The sequence below is a fragment of the Bacillus cereus group sp. MYBK14-1 genome (assembly GCF_051916885.1).
Classification (GTDB): Bacteria; Bacillota; Bacilli; order Bacillales; family Bacillaceae_G; genus Bacillus_A; species Bacillus_A cereus.
In genome coordinates this window covers 149,459-167,232 of sequence record NZ_JBQAHM010000011.1, presented here as the reverse complement: position 1 = coordinate 167,232, position 17,774 = coordinate 149,459, and the positions used below count along the sequence as shown (strand labels likewise).

Here is a 17,774-nt window from a genome sequence, read left to right as displayed (position 1 = left end):
CTATCCTTTGAGCGTATCCATTTCATCCACCTGTACTGTCGTACGATTACGATATAAAGCAATTAAAATAGCGAGTCCTACCGCCGCTTCCGCTGCCGCTACAGCCATCGTAAACAGTGAGAAAATTTGACCTGTTAAATTCGGAAATAAGCCTAATTTACTAAACGCCACTAAGTTTAAATTGGCAGCATTCAGCATTAATTCGATACAAACTAATACGATTACTGTATTCCGCTTTGTTAAAGCTCCAAATAGACCGATGCAAAACAAAATAATCGCAAGTGTTAAATATGCAGAAGCTGGAACGCTACTCATTGGAATCCTCCTCTTTCTCGTCCTTTTTCGCAAGTATAATTGCGCCAACGAGTGCTACAAGTAAAATAACTGAAGTTAGTTCAAATGGAATAATATATTTTGAATAGAGAAGCGTACCGATTTGAAGTGTGTTGTTTTCATGGAGAGGTAAACTTCCTTGTGTGCTTTCATTTGCAAAATCAACATTATTAACAGCGAAATACATAACCGCTCCAAATGCTACAACTGCAAAGAAGATAATCCATTTTCGAAGAGTAAGACGCGATTCATTTTCCGCGTTATGTTTCGTTAACATAATGCCGAAAATCATAATAATTGTGATTGCACCAGAGTAAAGTAAAATTTGTGCAACGCCTATAAATTCGGCTGACAAAAGAAAATACAAACCTGCAATGCTGAGAAATGTCAGAATGAGAGCTAGCATCATGTGCATAACTTTCGTTAAGTTCAACATAAGAACACCGCCGATAATTGCAGACAAGGATAGTATAAAGAATGCTACAAACTCGCCATTCATGCCTTATTCTCCTTCCTGACGTTTTCGTCGTTTTCGTCAAGCCACTGCAAATTTTTAAATAAGTCATCACGTGAATATTCCGCGAGTTCAAAGTTATTTGTCATGACAATTGCCTCTGTCGGACAAACTTCTGTACATAAATCACAAAGAATACAAATTTCAAAATTAATATCATACGTGTCGATAATTTTTCCTTTTTTCGTAGGATCCGGATGTTTCTTTCCTGTTAACTGAATACAGTCTGTCGGACAAATGTTAGAGCACTGATTACAAACAATACATTTCTCCGGATAAAATTTTTGAATCCCCCGAAAACGGTCTGGCAACGGCAACGGTTGATTTGGATAATCATACGTTACCTTCTTCTTGCTCAAATTACTTAATGTATATTTTAACCCTTTAAATAGTCCTTTCATCTCTTACTGGCACCCCCCTCATAGATTAGAAGAATAACTCCTTAATCAATGCCGTTAAGAAAATATTTGCAAGTGCAATCGGCAATAATACTTTCCATCCAAACTCCATTAACTGGTCACCTCTTATACGCGGGAACGTAACGCGGAACCAAATTAATAGAAAGACTACACTGCTAAATTTCAAAGCAAACCATACGGCACCTGGGATAAATCCAAGAAACATGACTGGATTCCATCCGCCTAAAAAGAGCACTGTAATTAACGATGCCATCCCGAAGAAATATACGTACTCTGAAAGCATGAAAAACGCCCAGCGAAAACCTGAGTATTCCGTATGATATCCAGAAACAAGTTCTGACTCCGCTTCCGGCAAATCGAATGGCGTCCTATTTAACTCTGCAACTGCTGCGATTAAGAAAACGACGAAGCCAATTGGCTGTACGAAAATGTACCAGACCTTCTCCTGCGCCGCTACAATCTCATTTAAATTCAGACTACCAGCTAGCAAAACGATACCAATTACACTCATTACGAGCGGAATCTCATAAGAAATCATTTGCGCCGCCGCACGCATCCCTCCTAAAAGGGAATATTTATTATTCGATGCCCATCCCCCAGTTACAACACCTATCGTCGTAATACCGGAAACAGCAATATAATAAAGTAGCCCGACTCCAATATCTGCAAATTGAAATTTATCAGTGAACGGGATAACCGCAAGCACCATAAATGCTGGTGCAAATGCAATGACAGGCGCTAATATAAACAGCGGTTTATCTGCTGCTTTCGGAATACTATCTTCTTTCAATAATAGTTTTAAAACATCAGCTACCGTTTGCAGTAAACCGAATCGGCCTCCAACCTGGTTTGGTCCAATCCGCCCTTGCATAAATCCCATCACTTTCCGTTCTGCCAAGATTCCATATGTAACGAAGCCAAGGACTGCAAATAGTAGAAGTACCGCTAATCCGAAAAAAATGAAGAAATTCGTCCAGCTTGAAGGTGATTGTAAGAGCGTCTCAATCATTAGCCATCAACCTCCCCAAGTACAATATCAACTCCACCTAAAATCGTAATTAAATTAGCGATGTTTTCACCTTTCAATAACTTCGGTAAAATTTGCAAGTTATAAAAAGATGGCCTACGAAACTTCAAACGGTACGGCTCTTTCTTTCCGTCACTTGCGATATAACAACCAATCTCTCCGCGCGGCGATTCGATACGTACAAATGCTTCTCCCTTAGGTGCCTTAATAATTTTCGGTACTTTTGCCAGCACAGCTCCATCTTTCGGGAACTGCTGAACCGCTTGCTCAACAATCTTTAAAGACTCCTCGATTTCTTGCATTCGGCAAACGTAGCGATCCCAAGCATCTCCCACGCTTCCAACAGGAATATCAAAATCAAAACGATCATAAATCGAATACGGCTCATCTTTGCGAAGATCCCAGTTTACTCCAGTGCACCGCAGATTTGCTCCGCTTAAAGAATACGAGATCGCTTCTTCCGCGCTATATATACCAACGCCTTTCACACGATTTAAGAAAATCTCATTACCGCTAACAAGATCATGATAACCTGCTAATTGCTCCCTCATATACGGAACAAACTCTTCCACCTTTTCAATCCAACCATCTGGCGCATCCCACTTCACACCGCCAACTCTCATATAGTTAAAAGTAAGCCGTGCCCCGCATAATTCATTTAATAAATTTATAATCATCTCTCGTTCACGAAACGCGTACAAAAACGGGCTGACCGCTCCTATATCAAGAAGATTCGTCCCCCACCAAACGAGATGGCTCGCAATTCTTCCTAGTTCCATCGCAAGTACTCGCAAGTATTCGGCACGCTCTGGAATTTCAAGCCCCATCATCGTCTCTACAGCATGGCAAATGACGTAATTATTCGTCATGGCTGATAAATAGTCCATTCGATCTGTATAAGGGATAATTTGCGTATACTGTAAGCTCTCAGCGATCTTTTCCGTCCCGCGATGCAAATATCCAATAACAGGTGTAGCTTCTTTAATAATTTCCCCGTCAATCTTAATTACGAGCCTGAACACACCATGTGTACTCGGATGCTGAGGTCCTACATTCAAAAGCATCTCTTCCGTGCGGATCATAGCTACACCTCCACATCATACGGTTCATAGTCTTTTCTAAGCGGATATCCTACCCAATCATCTGGCATTAAAATACGCGTTAAATTCGGATGCCCTTTAAATACAATGCCGAGCAAATCGTATGCTTCTCGCTCCGGCCAGTCAGCTCCTTTCCAAAGCGCTGTCACAGATTCGACTTGCGGCGCTTCCCGGTCTAGCTTTACCTTCACTGCTACCGATTGTTTCTTGCCATATGAAAACAAATGAACATACACTTCCATATGTGTCACAAAATCCGTCGCATGTAGCTCTGACATATAATCAAAAGCAAGTCCCTCATGGAATCGCAGTGACTCCATCACTTCATAATACTTTTCGGGATCCACCACAAGAGTTGGCACATCCTTTGACAGTTTATTAATGTAGGAATCTACTAATGCACCCTCTCCTAACTTCTCCCTAATAGCCTCAACATACTGATTTAAATACGGCTGATTTACGGACGGTTCTTCCTGCTTCAGCTCATCCTCTTTCTTACCTTCAGCTCCCTTTGTCTTCGCTCTTGCAGCCGCTGCTGCTTTCGCTTTTGCCGCTGCAATTGCCTTTGCCTTTTCATTTCCCGAATCCCCATCACCTTGCGAGGCTTTCTGCTTCGCCAATGCTGCCGCTTTCGCCTTTGCCGCCGCCACCGCTTTTGCTTTTTCTTCTTCCGTTACTTCTTCTGTCCCTTCTCTTTTCTGCTTCGCTAATGCCGCCGCTTTTGCTTTTGCGGCTGCTGCTGCCTTTGCCTTGGCTTTCGCTTTTTCTTCTTCCGTTACTTCTTCGGTTCCTTCTCTTTTCTGTTTCGCTAACGCCGCCGCTTTTGCCTTTGCAGCTGCTGCTGCCTTCGCCTTGGCTTTCGCTTTTTCTTCTTCCGTTACTTCTTTGGTTCCTTCTCTTTTCTGTTTCGCTAACGCCGCCGCTTTTGCTTTTGCGGCTGCTGCTGCTTTCGCCTTGGCTTTCGCTTTTTCTTCTTCCGTTACTTCTTCTGTCCCTTCTCTTTTCTGTTTCGCTAACGCCGCCGCTTTTGCTTTTGCGGCTGCTGCTGCCTTCGCCTTGGCTTTCGCTTTTTCTTCTTCCGTTACTTCTTCGGTTCCTTCTCTTTTCTGTTTCGCTAACGCCGCCGCTTTTGCTTTTGCGGCTGCTGCACGTCGCTTTGCTTCTTCTATAGTAATATCATCATTTTTTGGCAGCGCTTTCTCTTTTTCTCGATCTTCCTCCTCAAGTTCACTTATTTCCGCCTCGTGTTTCGCTACAAGGCGTTTTCTCGCTTCTTCTTTCGCACGCCTAGCTGCTTCTTTTTTCAGATCCTCTAAATCTTTATTTGGATTACTCATTTATTCGTCACCTGCTTTCCGGTCTTTGCCTCGTAACGAATTTTCTCTTTTAATTTATTAATTCCATAGATTAAAGCAGCTGGATTTGGGGGACAACCAGGAATATACACATCAACTGGTACGATTTGGTCTACACCTTTCACAACAGCATATGAATTTACATACGGACCACCTGCTGTCGCACAAGATCCCATCGCAATAACCCATTTCGGTTCGGGCATTTGATCATATAAACGCCGAACAATAGGAGCCATCTTCTTCGTTACTGTTCCCGATACAATCATGACGTCCGATTGCCTTGGTGAAGTTCGAAAAAATGACCCAAATCGATCTAAATCGTAATGTGATGAGCCTACCCCCATCATTTCAATTGCACAGCATGCCAGTCCGAATGTCATCGGCCATAAAGAGTTGCTCCTCGCCCATCCTTTCAACTGTTCCAATGTAGAAAAAAAGATATTTCGTTCTAATTCTGCTCGCTCATTTGGATGTAATTCCTCAAAATTTATAACCATTGTAACACCTTCTTTTTCCAAGCATACGCTAATCCAACTAGCAACATTACAACAAAGATGAGCATTTCAATTAATGCAAATAAACCTAGCTTGTCATACGCAACAGCCCAAGGATATAAAAATAAAGTTTCTACATCAAAGATCACAAATAATAAAGCGAAAATATAATAACGAGCATGAAACCGAATATTTGCATCATGAAAAGGCTCAATTCCACTCTCATACGTCGTCGCCTTTGCTGCACTTGGTTTATTTGGGCGCAGCATCCTTCCTAATGTAAGAGCCACTACCGGCAGCAATATACCTAATAGCAAGAAAATCAAAACGATCATATAACTATTTTCATATACACTTGCCATTGTGAAACCCTCCCCCCTAAATTAAGAACAAGTTCACATAGTAAACAATATGTCCTAGTTGCAGTAATTATTATTTTTAAATTTTTCTAAATAATGCAACTATTCTAATCATTATAGCAAACTTCAAATTCCTATGTCGATATGTTGGGAGACAGAAACAAGAATTATTAAAATCTATCTTTACAACTTGCTATAATTGTGCAAAATAAATATAAAACTTATATATGCTTTTCAAGAAACCGTAGGTGATATAAATGAAAAAACAAACACATGTAAGTATTCTTATAAGCATTGTATTGCTGTCTATAACGCTTCACTATGTAGCAATGCCTTTTGTATATGAATACTCATTTCCTTTTCAGCTATTAATCGGAACGAGCACCCTATTAATTGATATTATCGCTTGTAGTTATATACTTTATTTTTCAAACATGAAAGAAGGGCTATCTCGTTTATTTTGGATCATATTATCTGTTGGAGCTCTCTCTTATTTTATCGGTGATATAGTCGTTGCCTATCAGCGTTTAATTGTAAAGGACTTCTATACGTTCGTTGATCCATCTGACTTTTTTTACTTACTTTTTTTAGTTAGCTTTACGTTTGCCTTTCTATACGAAATCATTTATAACCGAGATTTATTAGAAAAACTTTTTATGCTATGTGATATTTGTATTATCGTTACAGCCCAATTTACTTTAAGTTACTACTTACTTATTGAACGAACTATTCATATCTTTACAACATCCTATATCGACATATTTGTTCAACTTACCTATCCAATGGCTGATTTACTCTTTCTCTTAATAGGAATCAACCTTTTATTCAAACCACTATCCTTATTACCTAAAAAGGTCGGTGCACTTCTTGGCAGTGCTTTAATTTTATATGCTACTACAGATGCGATTTATGCTTATATAAAATACTTCATACCAGAGTATTCTATGTTTACAGTTACTCCTTTCTATCAAGTAACCTTAGTACTAGTAGCAATCGCCTGTATTCTCCATACAAAAAAGCCTGAAAAACAAGAACAAGTACTATTAACACCTAAAATTGGCGAATCAATCCGATTATCATTACCGTATATTTCGGTAGTAATGCTTATTGTTTTTATATTAGTTGAATACGTTTTTGCGCCTATTATAGTAATCGGACTTATAATAACTTTTTCTTTCGTTCTCATACGTCATAGTTTAGTTCGAAAACAAAATAAAATATTATTGATCGCTCAAATGCAATTCAACTCAGAACTCGAGAAACAAATTAAACTACGTACAGAAGATTTAGTAGAACAGAAAAATGAACTCTATCATAATCAACAAATGTTTAAATCTTTATACGAGCATCATCCAGATCCAATTTTTACATTAGATTTGTACGGTAATTTTCTCAAAGTAAATAACGCTGGTACTACTTTACTCGGTTATCAAACGAATGAATTATTAAACCAGCCTTACTATTCACTCATATACGAAGAAGATTTAGAAGAAATGATTAACGCCTTTCATCGCGTGAAAAAGGGATATTCTATTTCTTTAGAAATACGGGCTTACCATAAAAACAGAGATATTTACTACTTGCACGTTACCGCCGTACCGATCTTTTTAAAGGAGAAAATTTCTGGGGTTTATTTAATGATTAAAGATATTACAGAAAGCAAACAACAACAAGAACAAATCAACTTCCTAGCATACCATGATACTTTAACAGAGCTTGCAAATCGACGTGCATTTCATCAACATTTAGAACAGGCAATTGCACGAGCAAAAATATCGAAAAAGCCTTTTGCTGTTATGTTTCTCGACCTAGACCGTTTTAAAGTTATTAATGATACCCTCGGTCATCGAGTAGGAGACCTATTGCTCATCGCAGTAGCAAAAAGGCTCGAAAGAATAGCAACATCAAATATGAAACTCGCGCGGCTAGCTGGGGATGAGTTCACAATCCTTATCGAGAATTACAAAAAAAAGCCAGATGTCCAAAAAATAGCTGATAGGATTGTAGCGGCCATGAATGAGCCATTTGAAATCGAAAATCAACATTTACAAATCTCACCGAGCATCGGAATTGCAATATATCCTGAAGCAGGTGAAGATGCGCTATCCATTTTGCAGCATGCTGATATGGCCATGTACGAGGCAAAGAATAAAGGAAAAAACGGTAGCTCTCTTTACACGAAAGAACTATATAAAAAAATGGAACGAAAAGCTCGAATTGAAAAAGATTTGCCAATCGCTTTAGTAAACAAAGAATTTTATCTCGTTTATCAACCACAAATTGATACGACAACAAATAAAATTATCGGTGCTGAAGCTTTAATACGATGGAAACACCCGCTATTAGGTGACATTTCACCATGTGAGTTTATTCCAATTGTAGAAGAGACGCCACAAGTAGTCCCACTTGGACATTGGGTATTACAAGAAGCTTGTCTCCAATTAAAAATATGGCATACCTTTGGCTACCAAAATTTAAAAATAAGTGTTAATTTATCCGCAAAAGAATTCCGGCAAGATCAATTAATCGAAAACATTTCACAAATATTAAACGACGTGCAAGTCAACCCAAAATATGTAACACTTGAGTTAACAGAAAGAATTGCAATGATTGACGAGAAAGAAACGTTATTGAGACTGAAGCAATTAAAAGAGTACGGTATCCAAACTTCCATTGATGACTTCGGTACTGGGTATTCTTCTCTTGCTTATTTATCAATTTTTCCAATCGACACATTAAAAGTACCGAGAGAATTTACACAATTAGCTGATCATCGTCCTGAAGAACGAGCCATCGTTTCTACAATACTTTCCCTCGCAAATACTTTAAATCTTTCAGTCGTTGCCGAAGGAATTGAAACTGAAAAACAGCTTAAGTTTCTGCAAAAACATAACTGTAAATATATGCAAGGTTACTATTTCAGTAAACCACTTACTAGTAATCAATTTATAAAATTTCTACAAAAAACCCCCAGTATGAACAAATAATTCATACTGGGGGTTTTATAGTGCTAAATTTTTTTCTCATAATATTCTTCTGCAATCTCTTCGTAAAAAGCTGCAGATGTCGTATAGAAATATGGAATTAACCATAAGAATCCAATCCCTAACGTAATACAACTTAATATAAACCAGCCAATAAAACTTAAACATAAAATGAAATACTCCATCTTATGTCCATCCATCATACGACGACTTTCTGTAATAGCTTGGTTCAGTGAATACTCAGGATGATCGTTTATAATAAAGTATGTCATCGCATAAGAAAATGATTTAATAATACCTGGAATAATGAACAATAACGTCCATAAGAAAAGATAAAGATTTACTAATAAATATAATAAAAATGATTTTAGAAATCTCTTTCCCTCTGAAAACCAAATGAATACATTACCAATACTAGCTTGCTTTTCACGAAGGATATTTAAACCAAGGTAATATCCACCTAAAGTTAACGGTCCAGTAACAAAAAATGAAAGAATATTCGTTGAAAGTGAACCATTTGTTTTTTGCCAACCGAAAATTAAAGAAAATCCCCAATCAACACTAAAACTAAAAGCCGTGATAAGAATTGAAATGAGTAGTGTAGCTCCAACAGCTAATCCCCATTTCCCTTCTAATGAATCTAGTGCTTCTCCTTTTAAATCACTAATCATGCGTAGCCTCGCCTCCTATACACAATAATTCTATTAGTATAGCATGTTCCTATTGAAATTCACCTTTTGAAATGTAGCGATAAAAGTGTGCTGTCGTCGTACTCATATACGGACTAAGCCAAAGAAATCCTATTCCAAAAGTAAGCAGCGCTAAAATAGCCCATCCTATGAAGCTCAGCCATAAAAGAAACAAATCTAACTTATGACCCTTCATAAGATTCTTACTTTCCTTCATCGCCTGCGAAACACTATATTCTGGATTTTCAATCATCACATAGTACGTCAGTGCATAAGAAAAATACATCACAATCATACCAACAATTGAAATTGCTAATAGTACGAAGAAAGCTATTGCAAATGACGTATTCCCTTCTTCACCTAACAATGCAAATAAGCCTATTAACAGCATCGGAATCCATGTACCTGTATATAACAAAATCGCAAGCATTGCCCACATTGTTTTCATCATTCTTTTAAAGCCACGAAATCCTTCGAATAAGTAATCTACTTTAGCATCTTCTCGTTTACTAATCTGTAAAAATACATTTGTATAACCATATGACGTAATCCCATACGATGCGTTACTCAAAATTATCATAATGCAATAAAAAATTCCAAAGGTAATACCTGCTCCAATTGACATCGTTTCCTCTTCAAATGATCCAGTTAAGCTTACAACTGAGAGAAATATAATAATTCCTGGAATTAATAGTATAAGCATTGCAGCCAGCGAAACAACATAACTTAAAATAAAATATAAAATTGTTGATCCAACACCTAGTCCCCATTTTCCCTTTAAAGAGTACAATGCTTCTCGCTTCATTTCACCAATCATTGATCCATCCCCTTTATGAAATATAAATTGTTGTACACTTCTACTTATACAAGCATCAATATAATTATACCAGTTTTGTAAAATTATCCATAAAATACACAAAAAAAAATCCGTAAAGGCAAAGCCCTTACGGATTTTTTTACTTCATATCGGAAACGTTCAAACGGTTCACAGCACGTTGTAATGCCATTTCTGCACGTTTAAAGTCAACATGTGCTTGTTTATCTTGCAGACGTTGCTCAGCGCGACGCTTCGCTTCATTTGCGCGATGGATATCGATATGGTTTGCTTCTTCAGCAGATGATGATAATACAGTCACTTTATCTGGACGAACTTCGATAAAGCCACCGCTTACTGCTACATAATCAGTGTGTCCACCATTTTTCAGACGAACTGCACTAATTTTTAATGGTGCAACAGTTGGAATGTGGCCTGGTAAGATCCCCATTTCCCCACTCTCTGCTTTTACACTTACCATTTCTACCTCTTTTTCGTAAACCGGTCCATCAGGAGTTACAATACTGACTGGAAATGTCTTCATACTTCGTCCCTCCTAAGGCCTTACGCCATCATTTTCTTCGCGTTTTCAATAACTTCTTCAATGCCACCTACTAAGCGGAATGCATCTTCTGGAAGGTCATCATATTTTCCTTCTAGAATTTCTTTGAAACCACTAACTGTATTCTTTACAGGTACGTAAGAACCTTTTTGACCTGTAAACTGCTCAGCTACGTGGAAGTTTTGAGATAAGAAGAATTGAATACGACGAGCACGATGTACAACTAACTTATCTTCTTCAGATAACTCATCCATACCTAAGATAGCGATGATATCTTGAAGCTCTTTATAACGTTGTAAAGTTTGCTGTACTTGACGAGCTACTTCATAATGTTCTTCTCCTACGATTTCTGGAGAAAGTGCACGAGATGTAGATGCTAATGGATCTACGGCTGGGTAAATACCCATTTGCGTTAAACGACGCTCTAAGTTTGTTGTTGCATCTAAGTGAGCGAACGTTGTAGCTGGTGCTGGGTCAGTATAGTCATCGGCTGGTACATATACCGCTTGGATAGACGTGATAGACCCTTTATTTGTAGATGTAATACGCTCTTGTAATTGACCCATTTCTGTTGCAAGTGTTGGTTGGTAACCTACCGCAGATGGCATACGACCAAGAAGGGCAGATACTTCAGAACCCGCTTGCGTGAAACGGAAGATGTTATCGATGAACAGAAGTACGTCTTGTCCTTGCTCATCACGGAAATGCTCAGCCATTGTTAAGCCTGTTAATGCAACACGTTGACGTGCTCCAGGTGGCTCGTTCATTTGTCCGAATACCATCGCAGTTTTCTTGATTACGCCAGAATCGCTCATTTCGTGGTATAAGTCATTACCCTCACGAGTACGCTCACCTACACCAGCGAATACAGAGATACCACCGTGCTCTTGTGCGATGTTGTTAATTAATTCCTGAATTAATACTGTTTTACCTACGCCGGCACCACCGAATAGGCCGATCTTACCACCCTTAATGTAAGGAGCAAGTAAGTCTACTACTTTAATACCAGTTTCAAGAATTTCTACTTTAGTAGATAATTCTTCGAATGCAGGTGCTTGACGGTGAATTGGATCACGATGTACATCTGCAGGAACCTCACCATCTAAGTCAATTGCATCACCTAATACGTTAAATACGCGACCAAGTGTTACATCACCAACTGGTACAGAGATTGGTTTACCAGTATCTTCTACTTCTGTGCCACGAACAAGTCCATCTGTGGAAGACATTGCAACTGTACGAACTGTATCATCACCTAAATGAAGTGCAACTTCAAATGTTAAGTTAATACTTCCGTTTTCGTTGCTTTGTTTTACCGTAAGGGCGTTGTAGATTTCTGGTAGCTTTCCGCCATCAAACTTAACGTCTACAACCGGACCCATGATTTGCGTAACGCGCCCTTTATTCATCGGGTTCCCTCCTAGCTTTCTTTTAATTAGCCAACTTTCTACGAGCAGCTAGCTTTTAATTTTTTATTGGTTTATAGCTTACGCGACTCTTTTGACAGAGCCGCTTCCGCTTTTTAATACTATTCTAACGCTGCTGCTCCACCAACGATTTCCGTAATTTCTTGCGTAATCGCTGCCTGACGCGCACGGTTGAATGAAAGTGTAAGTGAATCGATAACTTCCATTGCGTTGTCTGTAGCACTCTTCATTGCTGTCATACGCGCTGCGTGTTCACTTGCTTTACCGTCTAGTAATGCACCGTACACTAAGCTTTCTGCGTATTGTGGCAATAGTACTTTTAAAATTTCTTCTTCAGAAGGTTCGAATTCATAAGCTGTCGTCGGTTTGTCAGACGCCACATCAGTAAGCGGTAAAATTTTATTTTCCGTTACCTCTTGTGAAATTTTACTTACGTAATGGTTGTAGTAAATGTACAGCTCATCATAAGCACCATCTGCAAACATCGCAATTGCTCGAGAAGCAAGGTCTTTAATATCAGTAAATGATGGGTGGTCAGATAATCCAACTACTTCATCAATAATGTTAAAGCCGCGACGTTTTAAATAATCACGTCCTAGTCGTCCAAGCACAATAATAGAATATTGGTTTGAATCCATATTATGACGTTCACGAATTACGTTACTTACTGTACGTAATACGTTACTGTTATAACCACCTGCTAGTCCGCGATCAGACGTAATAACGATGTATCCTGTACGCTTTACAGGACGCGCATTTAGCATTGGATGATTAATCCCTTTGCTTCCTTGCGCAATGCTCGCTACTACTTCTTGAATCTTTTCCATATACGGAACGAAAGATTTAGCATTTTGCTCTGCACGGTTTAACTTAGATGCAGATACCATCTCCATCGCTTTCGTAATTTGACTCGTTTTCTTTGTCGAGTTAATCTTCGCTTTTATATCGCGTAAAGATGCCACAGGTTTTCACCACCTTTTTTCCGGAAGTTGGCACGATTAGTAAGAATCCTCTTCCTAATCTACGTTGCAAGATATTCTTGCTCATGATTGAAGGAAAAGAATAGGTGCACCTACTCTTTTCCTTTACATGACCTTTAGCAATCTCAGAGCCCGAGATGCCTTTTATATATACTATCTAGCTCCAGCGGCTTGAATGCTCGGTGGCTTCACTTCTTCCTACGAGGCAAACACCGCCTCTTCGTCAGAAGCTCCATCCCCCTCACATTCAGAACGAGCCGCTTCCGCTTTTATTAATCTAGTTCCGCCTCCTAGCCCCTTTCGTCTAAGAACCTTCCCCACAAGAAGGTAAAAAGCACCTTCTGTGAGAAAGAACCTTAGCCGATGGGGCTGAACAGTCGGCTTCACTTTTTATTATTATTCAGAAGCTACGAATACTTTTTTAAATCCATTGATTGCTGCTGCAAATTTGTCGTCATCCGCAAGTTTCTTAGTTGTGCGGATTTCTTCTAATAAGTCAGTCGCATTAGAATCTAACCAAGCATGGAATTCTTCTTCAAAACGAGTGATATCTACTACTGGGATATCATCTAGGAATCCACGTGTTAAAGCGTAAAGAATGATAACTTGTTTCTCTACACGTAATGGTTTGTGTAATCCTTGTTTTAATACCTCAACAGTACGAGCACCACGGTTTAATTTCGCTTGAGTTGCTTTATCAAGGTCAGAACCGAACTGAGCGAACGCTTCTAACTCACGGTAAGATGCAAGGTCAAGACGAAGTGTACCTGATACTTTACTCATTGCTTTAATCTGAGCAGATCCACCTACACGAGATACAGAAGTACCCGCATCGATCGCTGGACGTACGCCAGAGAAGAATAGGTCAGATTGTAAGAAGATTTGTCCATCCGTAATAGAAATTACGTTTGTTGGGATGTATGCTGATACGTCCCCTGCTTGTGTTTCGATGAAAGGTAGTGCAGTTAAAGAACCGCCGCCTTTTGCATCACTTAATTTTGCTGCACGCTCTAATAAGCGAGAATGTAAGTAGAATACATCCCCTGGGTAAGCTTCACGACCTGGAGGACGACGTAATAATAATGACAGCTCACGGTAAGCCGCTGCTTGTTTTGATAAGTCATCATATACTACTAATACGTGTTTACCATTGTACATGAACTCTTCACCCATTGTTACACCAGCGTAAGGAGCTAGGTATAATAATGGAGCTGGTTGAGAAGCAGATGCAGTTACAACGATTGTGTACTCTAATGCACCGTGCTTACGTAGTGTTTCTACTACGTTACGTACAGTTGATTCTTTTTGTCCAATTGCTACATAGATACAAATCATATCTTCATCTTTTTGGTTAATGATTGTATCAAGTGCAACCGCTGTTTTACCAGTTTGACGGTCACCGATGATTAACTCACGTTGACCACGGCCAATTGGTACAAGAGCATCGATCGCTTTAATACCTGTTTGAAGTGGCTCATGAACAGATTTACGATCCATTACACCTGGTGCTGGACTTTCAATTGGACGAGTGTTTGTTGTATTGATTGGGCCTAAACCATCAACTGGTTGACCTAATGGGTTTACAACACGACCAATTAGTTCTTTTCCTACCGGTACTTGCATGATGCGACCAGTACGACGAACTTCGTCACCTTCACGAATTTCTGTGTAAGGTCCTAAAATGATAATACCTACGTTGTTTTCCTCTAAGTTTTGTGCTAGTCCCATAACGCCGTTAGAGAACTCTACAAGTTCACCAGCCATAACGTTATCAAGACCATGAGCACGCGCGATACCGTCACCAACTTGGATAACTGTACCAACATCACTAACTTCGATTTCAGACTGATAGTTCTCGATTTGTTGCTTTATCAGTGCGCTAATTTCTTCAGCTCTGATGCTCATGTGCTTCACCCCTATCTATTCTTCATTAATTCACGCTGAATACGTGCTAATTTTCCTTGTAAACTTCCATCATAAATGCGATTTCCAATACGTACTTTAATGCCGCCTAGTAAATCTTCATCTACAACATTTTTCACGCGAATTGCATCTTTTCCTGTTCTCTTCGCAAATGCTTCTGCAATGTTAAGCTTCTCTTCTTCTGATAGAAGACGAGTAGAATATACAGTTGCGTCCGCTACGTTACGTTCTTCATTAGCAAGAACAACATATTCATCTGCAATTTCAGGTAAGATATCAATGCGTTTGTTATCAATTAAAATATATAACGTATTTAAAATAGATTCAGAAACAGATCCGAATACGTTTGCAAGAAACGTTTTCTTTTGTTCCTTTGAAATGTTCGGTTGCGTTAAAAAGCTATGTAGTTCTCCGTTCTTTACATAAACGTTTTGTACAAGGCGTAATTCCTCTTCAAACATTTCTAATACGTGTTTTTCTTTAGCAATTTTAAAAAGAGCGACAGCATAACGTTTTGCTACAATCCCATTGCTCATCGCGCTTCTCCTACTTCTTTAATATAATCGCGAATTAACTTCACTTGATCTTCTTCTTTTAACTCTTTTTCAATTACTTTAGAAGCAATTTGAACAGATAAAGAAGCAACTTGTTCTTGTAAAGCAGCAATTGCTTGCTCTTTTTCGCGTTGAATTTCTTGTACAGCAGATGCTTTAATTGATTCTGCTTCTTCTTTCGCAGCAGCAACAATAACATCTTTTTGATCTACAGCTTGCTTTTTCGCTCTTTCGATTAACTCTTGTGCTTCAACACGTGATTGTTTTAACATTTCACGTTGTTCTTCTACTAATTTCTTCGCCTCAGCATTACTTCTTTCTGCAGCGTCGATTTCATTAGTAACATGCTCTTCACGTTCTTTCATAATTCCCATTAAAGGACCCCACGCAAATTTGCGTAGCATTACTAATAGAAGTAAGAAAATGAACAATGTATAAGCAATCGTTCCAAATGGAATGGCAGCACCTAATAATAAAGTTGGCACAAGGATTCACTCCCTTCAAAATATCTAAATTGATCATATGAAAAAAAAAGACATACGTTTCATTCATAAAGCAATGGCGAAGAAAGTTCGGAAAAACACTCTTCGCCATCTATGTAAGGGGAGTCTCCCTTATTTGTTCATTACGATGAATGCAATAACTACACCGATGATTGGAAGTGCCTCAACTAAAGCAACCCCGATGAACATAATTGTTTGAAGTGCGCCTTTTAATTCTGGTTGACGAGCAACACCTTCGATTGTACGTGATACGATAAGACCGTTACCAATACCTGCACCTAATGCTGATAAACCAATTGCAATTGCAGCTGCGATTACACCTAAACTCATTTAATTTGTCCTCCTTTGTATTATAAAAAAATAAATTTTTTCTTACTTAAATTATATTAATGGTCATGGCTTACTTTATGAGCCATATAAACCATCGTTAACATAACGAAAATAAATGCTTGGATTGATCCAACGAATACACTGAATCCCATCCATGCTAACATTGGTACAAGCGCACCTAATGCCCCAAGGACTGATGCTCCGCCCAACTTAGCAAGTAATCCTAATAAGATCTCACCTGCATAAATGTTACCAAATAAACGAAGACCTAACGTTAATGTGTTAGCAAACTCCTCAATAACCTTTAATGGGAATAAGAATTTCATAGGTTGGAAATAACCTTTTACGTACTCTTTCGTACCCTTCATCTTAATTCCATAATAATGGGTGAGGGTAACTACCATCACGGCTAATGTTAATGTAACTGCTGGATCAGACGTTGGTGATCTCCACCATGCAATATGTTCGCCAGCTTCAGTTGCTGAATACATGAATGGTAAACCAAGGAAGTTCGATACGATGATAAACATGATAAGCGTAACGCCAAGCGTTAAGAAACGTCCACCTGTTTTCCAGTCCATCGTACTATTGATAATCCCTTTCACGAAGTCAAACACCCATTCCATGAAGTTTTGCATCCCGGTTGGGCGAAGAGCTAAGCTGCGAGTTCCGATAACAGCGATTAAGAAAACAATAACTGCTGCTACAGTAACCATCATAACTGATGACAAATCGAACGTTAAACCTAGAAATTCAACTAATTTACCGTGTTCCACTAGTAATTCACCTCTCTTCCCTGCTCTTATACTCTAAATAAAGAAAATCTATGATCATGACAAGGTATCCTGTCAGCAATCCTACACCTAGGCCCCACATCGCGATTAACTCTTGATATTTGGCTGCAAATAAAATTAATAACCCAATCGTGGCGAATCTTGAATATGTACTTACCGCTGTTGCCTTGAACTTCACGTTTTCTCCATTTGTTACGCGATCTAGCAGCTTGTCTGTTCTACGTGCAATGATGCGCAAACTAAGAAAACTGAAAATCGTCCCGATAATCAGTCCAAGAAATACATCCTTGTAAGAGGTAAATCCCCATCCTAGCACTAGAAGCGCAAGCAAGTAGTACATATATTTCTTTTGTCTTTGGACAAGTCCATGTACGTCTATCATCATTGCTCTCCCGAATAGTAATGTCGAATGAGTCGAATCATTGCGTATACCCCTGTTCCTAGTCCGAGTAATAACCCTATAATAAGAAACAACGGAAACGTTCCAACCTTATTATCAATCCACTGCCCACCAAAGATTCCAACAAGAATAGAACCGACTAATTGAGCAAGAATACCTGACATTAAAGCATAAGCTTTTATATGGCTGCGATCGTTTTTTTGCAAGGATTCA

At 38.9% G+C, this 17,774-nt stretch carries 21 protein-coding genes; 1 reads left to right on the top strand and 20 read right to left on the bottom strand.

Annotation, left to right across the window (positions count from 1 at the left end):
- The 8 genes from nuoK to nuoA are packed head-to-tail and all read right to left on the bottom strand — an operon-like array spanning position 1 to position 5,604.
- Entirely contained in the window at positions 1-315 is a 315-nt protein-coding gene (gene nuoK / locus ACTFR3_RS23520) for an NADH-quinone oxidoreductase subunit NuoK (RefSeq protein ID WP_000100079.1), read from the bottom strand.
- On the bottom strand, positions 308-832 hold the full coding sequence (locus tag ACTFR3_RS23515) for an NADH-quinone oxidoreductase subunit J (protein WP_440044839.1): 525 nt from the start codon (positions 830-832) through the stop codon (positions 308-310). The genes nuoK and ACTFR3_RS23515 overlap by 8 nt, the downstream gene beginning before the upstream one ends.
- A complete protein-coding gene (gene nuoI / locus ACTFR3_RS23510; RefSeq protein WP_000677191.1) occupies positions 829-1,248 on the bottom strand; it encodes an NADH-quinone oxidoreductase subunit NuoI in 420 nt (139 codons plus the stop codon). The genes ACTFR3_RS23515 and nuoI overlap by 4 nt, the downstream gene beginning before the upstream one ends.
- A gap of 25 nt (positions 1,249-1,273) precedes the next feature.
- Complete coding sequence (nuoH, locus tag ACTFR3_RS23505; RefSeq protein ID WP_000573426.1) at positions 1,274-2,275, bottom strand: NADH-quinone oxidoreductase subunit NuoH; 1,002 nt, start codon at positions 2,273-2,275, stop codon at positions 1,274-1,276.
- Complete coding sequence (gene nuoD / locus ACTFR3_RS23500) at positions 2,275-3,375, bottom strand: NADH-quinone oxidoreductase subunit NuoD (protein WP_000621434.1); 1,101 nt, start codon at positions 3,373-3,375, stop codon at positions 2,275-2,277. Before nuoD ends, nuoH begins: the two co-directional genes overlap by 1 nt.
- 2 nt (positions 3,376-3,377) lie before the next feature.
- Positions 3,378-4,730: an NADH-quinone oxidoreductase subunit C gene (locus ACTFR3_RS23495; RefSeq protein ID WP_440044838.1), complete on the bottom strand. Its 1,353-nt coding sequence runs from the start codon at positions 4,728-4,730 to the stop codon at positions 3,378-3,380.
- Positions 4,727-5,245, bottom strand: a complete 519-nt coding sequence (gene nuoB, locus ACTFR3_RS23490) for an NADH-quinone oxidoreductase subunit NuoB (protein ID WP_000236331.1) — start codon at positions 5,243-5,245, stop codon at positions 4,727-4,729. Before nuoB ends, ACTFR3_RS23495 begins: the two co-directional genes overlap by 4 nt.
- Positions 5,236-5,604 (bottom strand): NADH-quinone oxidoreductase subunit NuoA, encoded by a 369-nt coding sequence (gene nuoA / locus ACTFR3_RS23485; RefSeq protein WP_000179273.1) that lies wholly within the window; start codon positions 5,602-5,604, stop codon positions 5,236-5,238. Before nuoA ends, nuoB begins: the two co-directional genes overlap by 10 nt.
- A 254-nt stretch (positions 5,605-5,858) precedes the next feature.
- Between nuoA and ACTFR3_RS23480 the strand changes: the two genes are divergently transcribed.
- Positions 5,859-8,588, top strand: a complete 2,730-nt coding sequence (locus ACTFR3_RS23480) for an EAL domain-containing protein (protein WP_088859684.1) — start codon at positions 5,859-5,861, stop codon at positions 8,586-8,588.
- A gap of 23 nt (positions 8,589-8,611) precedes the next feature.
- Here ACTFR3_RS23480 and ACTFR3_RS23475 read toward each other — a convergent pair whose 3' ends face one another.
- From ACTFR3_RS23475 to ACTFR3_RS23420, 12 genes are all read right to left on the bottom strand, one after another.
- Positions 8,612-9,256 (bottom strand): DUF975 family protein, encoded by a 645-nt coding sequence (locus ACTFR3_RS23475; RefSeq protein WP_000622462.1) that lies wholly within the window; start codon positions 9,254-9,256, stop codon positions 8,612-8,614.
- Positions 9,257-9,305: 49 nt separating this feature from the next.
- Positions 9,306-10,091: a DUF975 family protein gene (locus tag ACTFR3_RS23470; protein ID WP_000578820.1), complete on the bottom strand. Its 786-nt coding sequence runs from the start codon at positions 10,089-10,091 to the stop codon at positions 9,306-9,308.
- A gap of 139 nt (positions 10,092-10,230) precedes the next feature.
- Positions 10,231-10,632: a F0F1 ATP synthase subunit epsilon gene (gene atpC / locus ACTFR3_RS23465; RefSeq protein ID WP_000847211.1), complete on the bottom strand. Its 402-nt coding sequence runs from the start codon at positions 10,630-10,632 to the stop codon at positions 10,231-10,233.
- Between the two features lie 20 nt (positions 10,633-10,652).
- The gene (gene atpD / locus ACTFR3_RS23460) at positions 10,653-12,059 is read right to left on the bottom strand and encodes a F0F1 ATP synthase subunit beta (RefSeq protein ID WP_001032593.1); all 1,407 of its coding nucleotides are present in this window, start codon (positions 12,057-12,059) and stop codon (positions 10,653-10,655) included.
- 119 nt (positions 12,060-12,178) lie between these two features.
- Positions 12,179-13,039: a F0F1 ATP synthase subunit gamma gene (gene atpG, locus ACTFR3_RS23455; RefSeq protein WP_000157696.1), complete on the bottom strand. Its 861-nt coding sequence runs from the start codon at positions 13,037-13,039 to the stop codon at positions 12,179-12,181.
- Positions 13,040-13,453: 414 nt separating this feature from the next.
- Positions 13,454-14,962: a F0F1 ATP synthase subunit alpha gene (gene atpA, locus ACTFR3_RS23450; protein ID WP_000027518.1), complete on the bottom strand. Its 1,509-nt coding sequence runs from the start codon at positions 14,960-14,962 to the stop codon at positions 13,454-13,456.
- Between the two features lie 11 nt (positions 14,963-14,973).
- On the bottom strand, positions 14,974-15,516 hold the full coding sequence (atpH, locus tag ACTFR3_RS23445; protein ID WP_000064683.1) for a F0F1 ATP synthase subunit delta: 543 nt from the start codon (positions 15,514-15,516) through the stop codon (positions 14,974-14,976).
- Entirely contained in the window at positions 15,513-16,019 is a 507-nt protein-coding gene (gene atpF / locus ACTFR3_RS23440; RefSeq protein WP_001142618.1) for a F0F1 ATP synthase subunit B, read from the bottom strand. The genes atpH and atpF overlap by 4 nt, the downstream gene beginning before the upstream one ends.
- A 129-nt stretch (positions 16,020-16,148) precedes the next feature.
- Entirely contained in the window at positions 16,149-16,367 is a 219-nt protein-coding gene (gene atpE / locus ACTFR3_RS23435; protein ID WP_000052064.1) for a F0F1 ATP synthase subunit C, read from the bottom strand.
- Between the two features lie 56 nt (positions 16,368-16,423).
- Positions 16,424-17,143, bottom strand: coding sequence for a F0F1 ATP synthase subunit A (atpB, locus tag ACTFR3_RS23430; RefSeq protein ID WP_000399871.1), 720 nt, complete (start codon positions 17,141-17,143; stop codon positions 16,424-16,426).
- 7 nt (positions 17,144-17,150) lie between these two features.
- The gene (locus ACTFR3_RS23425) at positions 17,151-17,543 is read right to left on the bottom strand and encodes an ATP synthase subunit I (protein WP_000567600.1); all 393 of its coding nucleotides are present in this window, start codon (positions 17,541-17,543) and stop codon (positions 17,151-17,153) included.
- On the bottom strand, positions 17,543-17,767 hold the full coding sequence (locus ACTFR3_RS23420) for an AtpZ/AtpI family protein (protein WP_001171223.1): 225 nt from the start codon (positions 17,765-17,767) through the stop codon (positions 17,543-17,545). The genes ACTFR3_RS23425 and ACTFR3_RS23420 overlap by 1 nt, the downstream gene beginning before the upstream one ends.
- Positions 17,768-17,774: the final 7 nt, after the last annotated feature.

What these genes read in the sequence shown, in the direction of transcription:
- nuoK (WP_000100079.1), bottom strand. Translation starts at nt 315, where the DNA reads ATGAGTAGCGTTCCAGCTTCTGCATATTTAACACTTGCGATTATTTTG.
- ACTFR3_RS23515 (WP_440044839.1), bottom strand. Translation starts at nt 832, where the DNA reads ATGAATGGCGAGTTTGTAGCATTCTTTATACTATCCTTGTCTGCAATT.
- nuoI (WP_000677191.1), bottom strand. Translation starts at nt 1,248, where the DNA reads ATGAAAGGACTATTTAAAGGGTTAAAATATACATTAAGTAATTTGAGC.
- nuoH (WP_000573426.1), bottom strand. Translation starts at nt 2,275, where the DNA reads ATGATTGAGACGCTCTTACAATCACCTTCAAGCTGGACGAATTTCTTC.
- nuoD (WP_000621434.1), bottom strand. Translation starts at nt 3,375, where the DNA reads ATGATCCGCACGGAAGAGATGCTTTTGAATGTAGGACCTCAGCATCCG.
- ACTFR3_RS23495 (WP_440044838.1), bottom strand. Translation starts at nt 4,730, where the DNA reads ATGAGTAATCCAAATAAAGATTTAGAGGATCTGAAAAAAGAAGCAGCT.
- nuoB (WP_000236331.1), bottom strand. Translation starts at nt 5,245, where the DNA reads ATGGTTATAAATTTTGAGGAATTACATCCAAATGAGCGAGCAGAATTA.
- nuoA (WP_000179273.1), bottom strand. Translation starts at nt 5,604, where the DNA reads ATGGCAAGTGTATATGAAAATAGTTATATGATCGTTTTGATTTTCTTG.
- ACTFR3_RS23480 (WP_088859684.1), top strand. Translation starts at nt 5,859, where the DNA reads ATGAAAAAACAAACACATGTAAGTATTCTTATAAGCATTGTATTGCTG.
- ACTFR3_RS23475 (WP_000622462.1), bottom strand. Translation starts at nt 9,256, where the DNA reads ATGATTAGTGATTTAAAAGGAGAAGCACTAGATTCATTAGAAGGGAAA.
- ACTFR3_RS23470 (WP_000578820.1), bottom strand. Translation starts at nt 10,091, where the DNA reads ATGATTGGTGAAATGAAGCGAGAAGCATTGTACTCTTTAAAGGGAAAA.
- atpC (WP_000847211.1), bottom strand. Translation starts at nt 10,632, where the DNA reads ATGAAGACATTTCCAGTCAGTATTGTAACTCCTGATGGACCGGTTTAC.
- atpD (WP_001032593.1), bottom strand. Translation starts at nt 12,059, where the DNA reads ATGAATAAAGGGCGCGTTACGCAAATCATGGGTCCGGTTGTAGACGTT.
- atpA (WP_000027518.1), bottom strand. Translation starts at nt 14,962, where the DNA reads ATGAGCATCAGAGCTGAAGAAATTAGCGCACTGATAAAGCAACAAATC.
- atpH (WP_000064683.1), bottom strand. Translation starts at nt 15,516, where the DNA reads ATGAGCAATGGGATTGTAGCAAAACGTTATGCTGTCGCTCTTTTTAAA.
- atpE (WP_000052064.1), bottom strand. Translation starts at nt 16,367, where the DNA reads ATGAGTTTAGGTGTAATCGCAGCTGCAATTGCAATTGGTTTATCAGCA.
- ACTFR3_RS23425 (WP_000567600.1), bottom strand. Translation starts at nt 17,543, where the DNA reads ATGATAGACGTACATGGACTTGTCCAAAGACAAAAGAAATATATGTAC.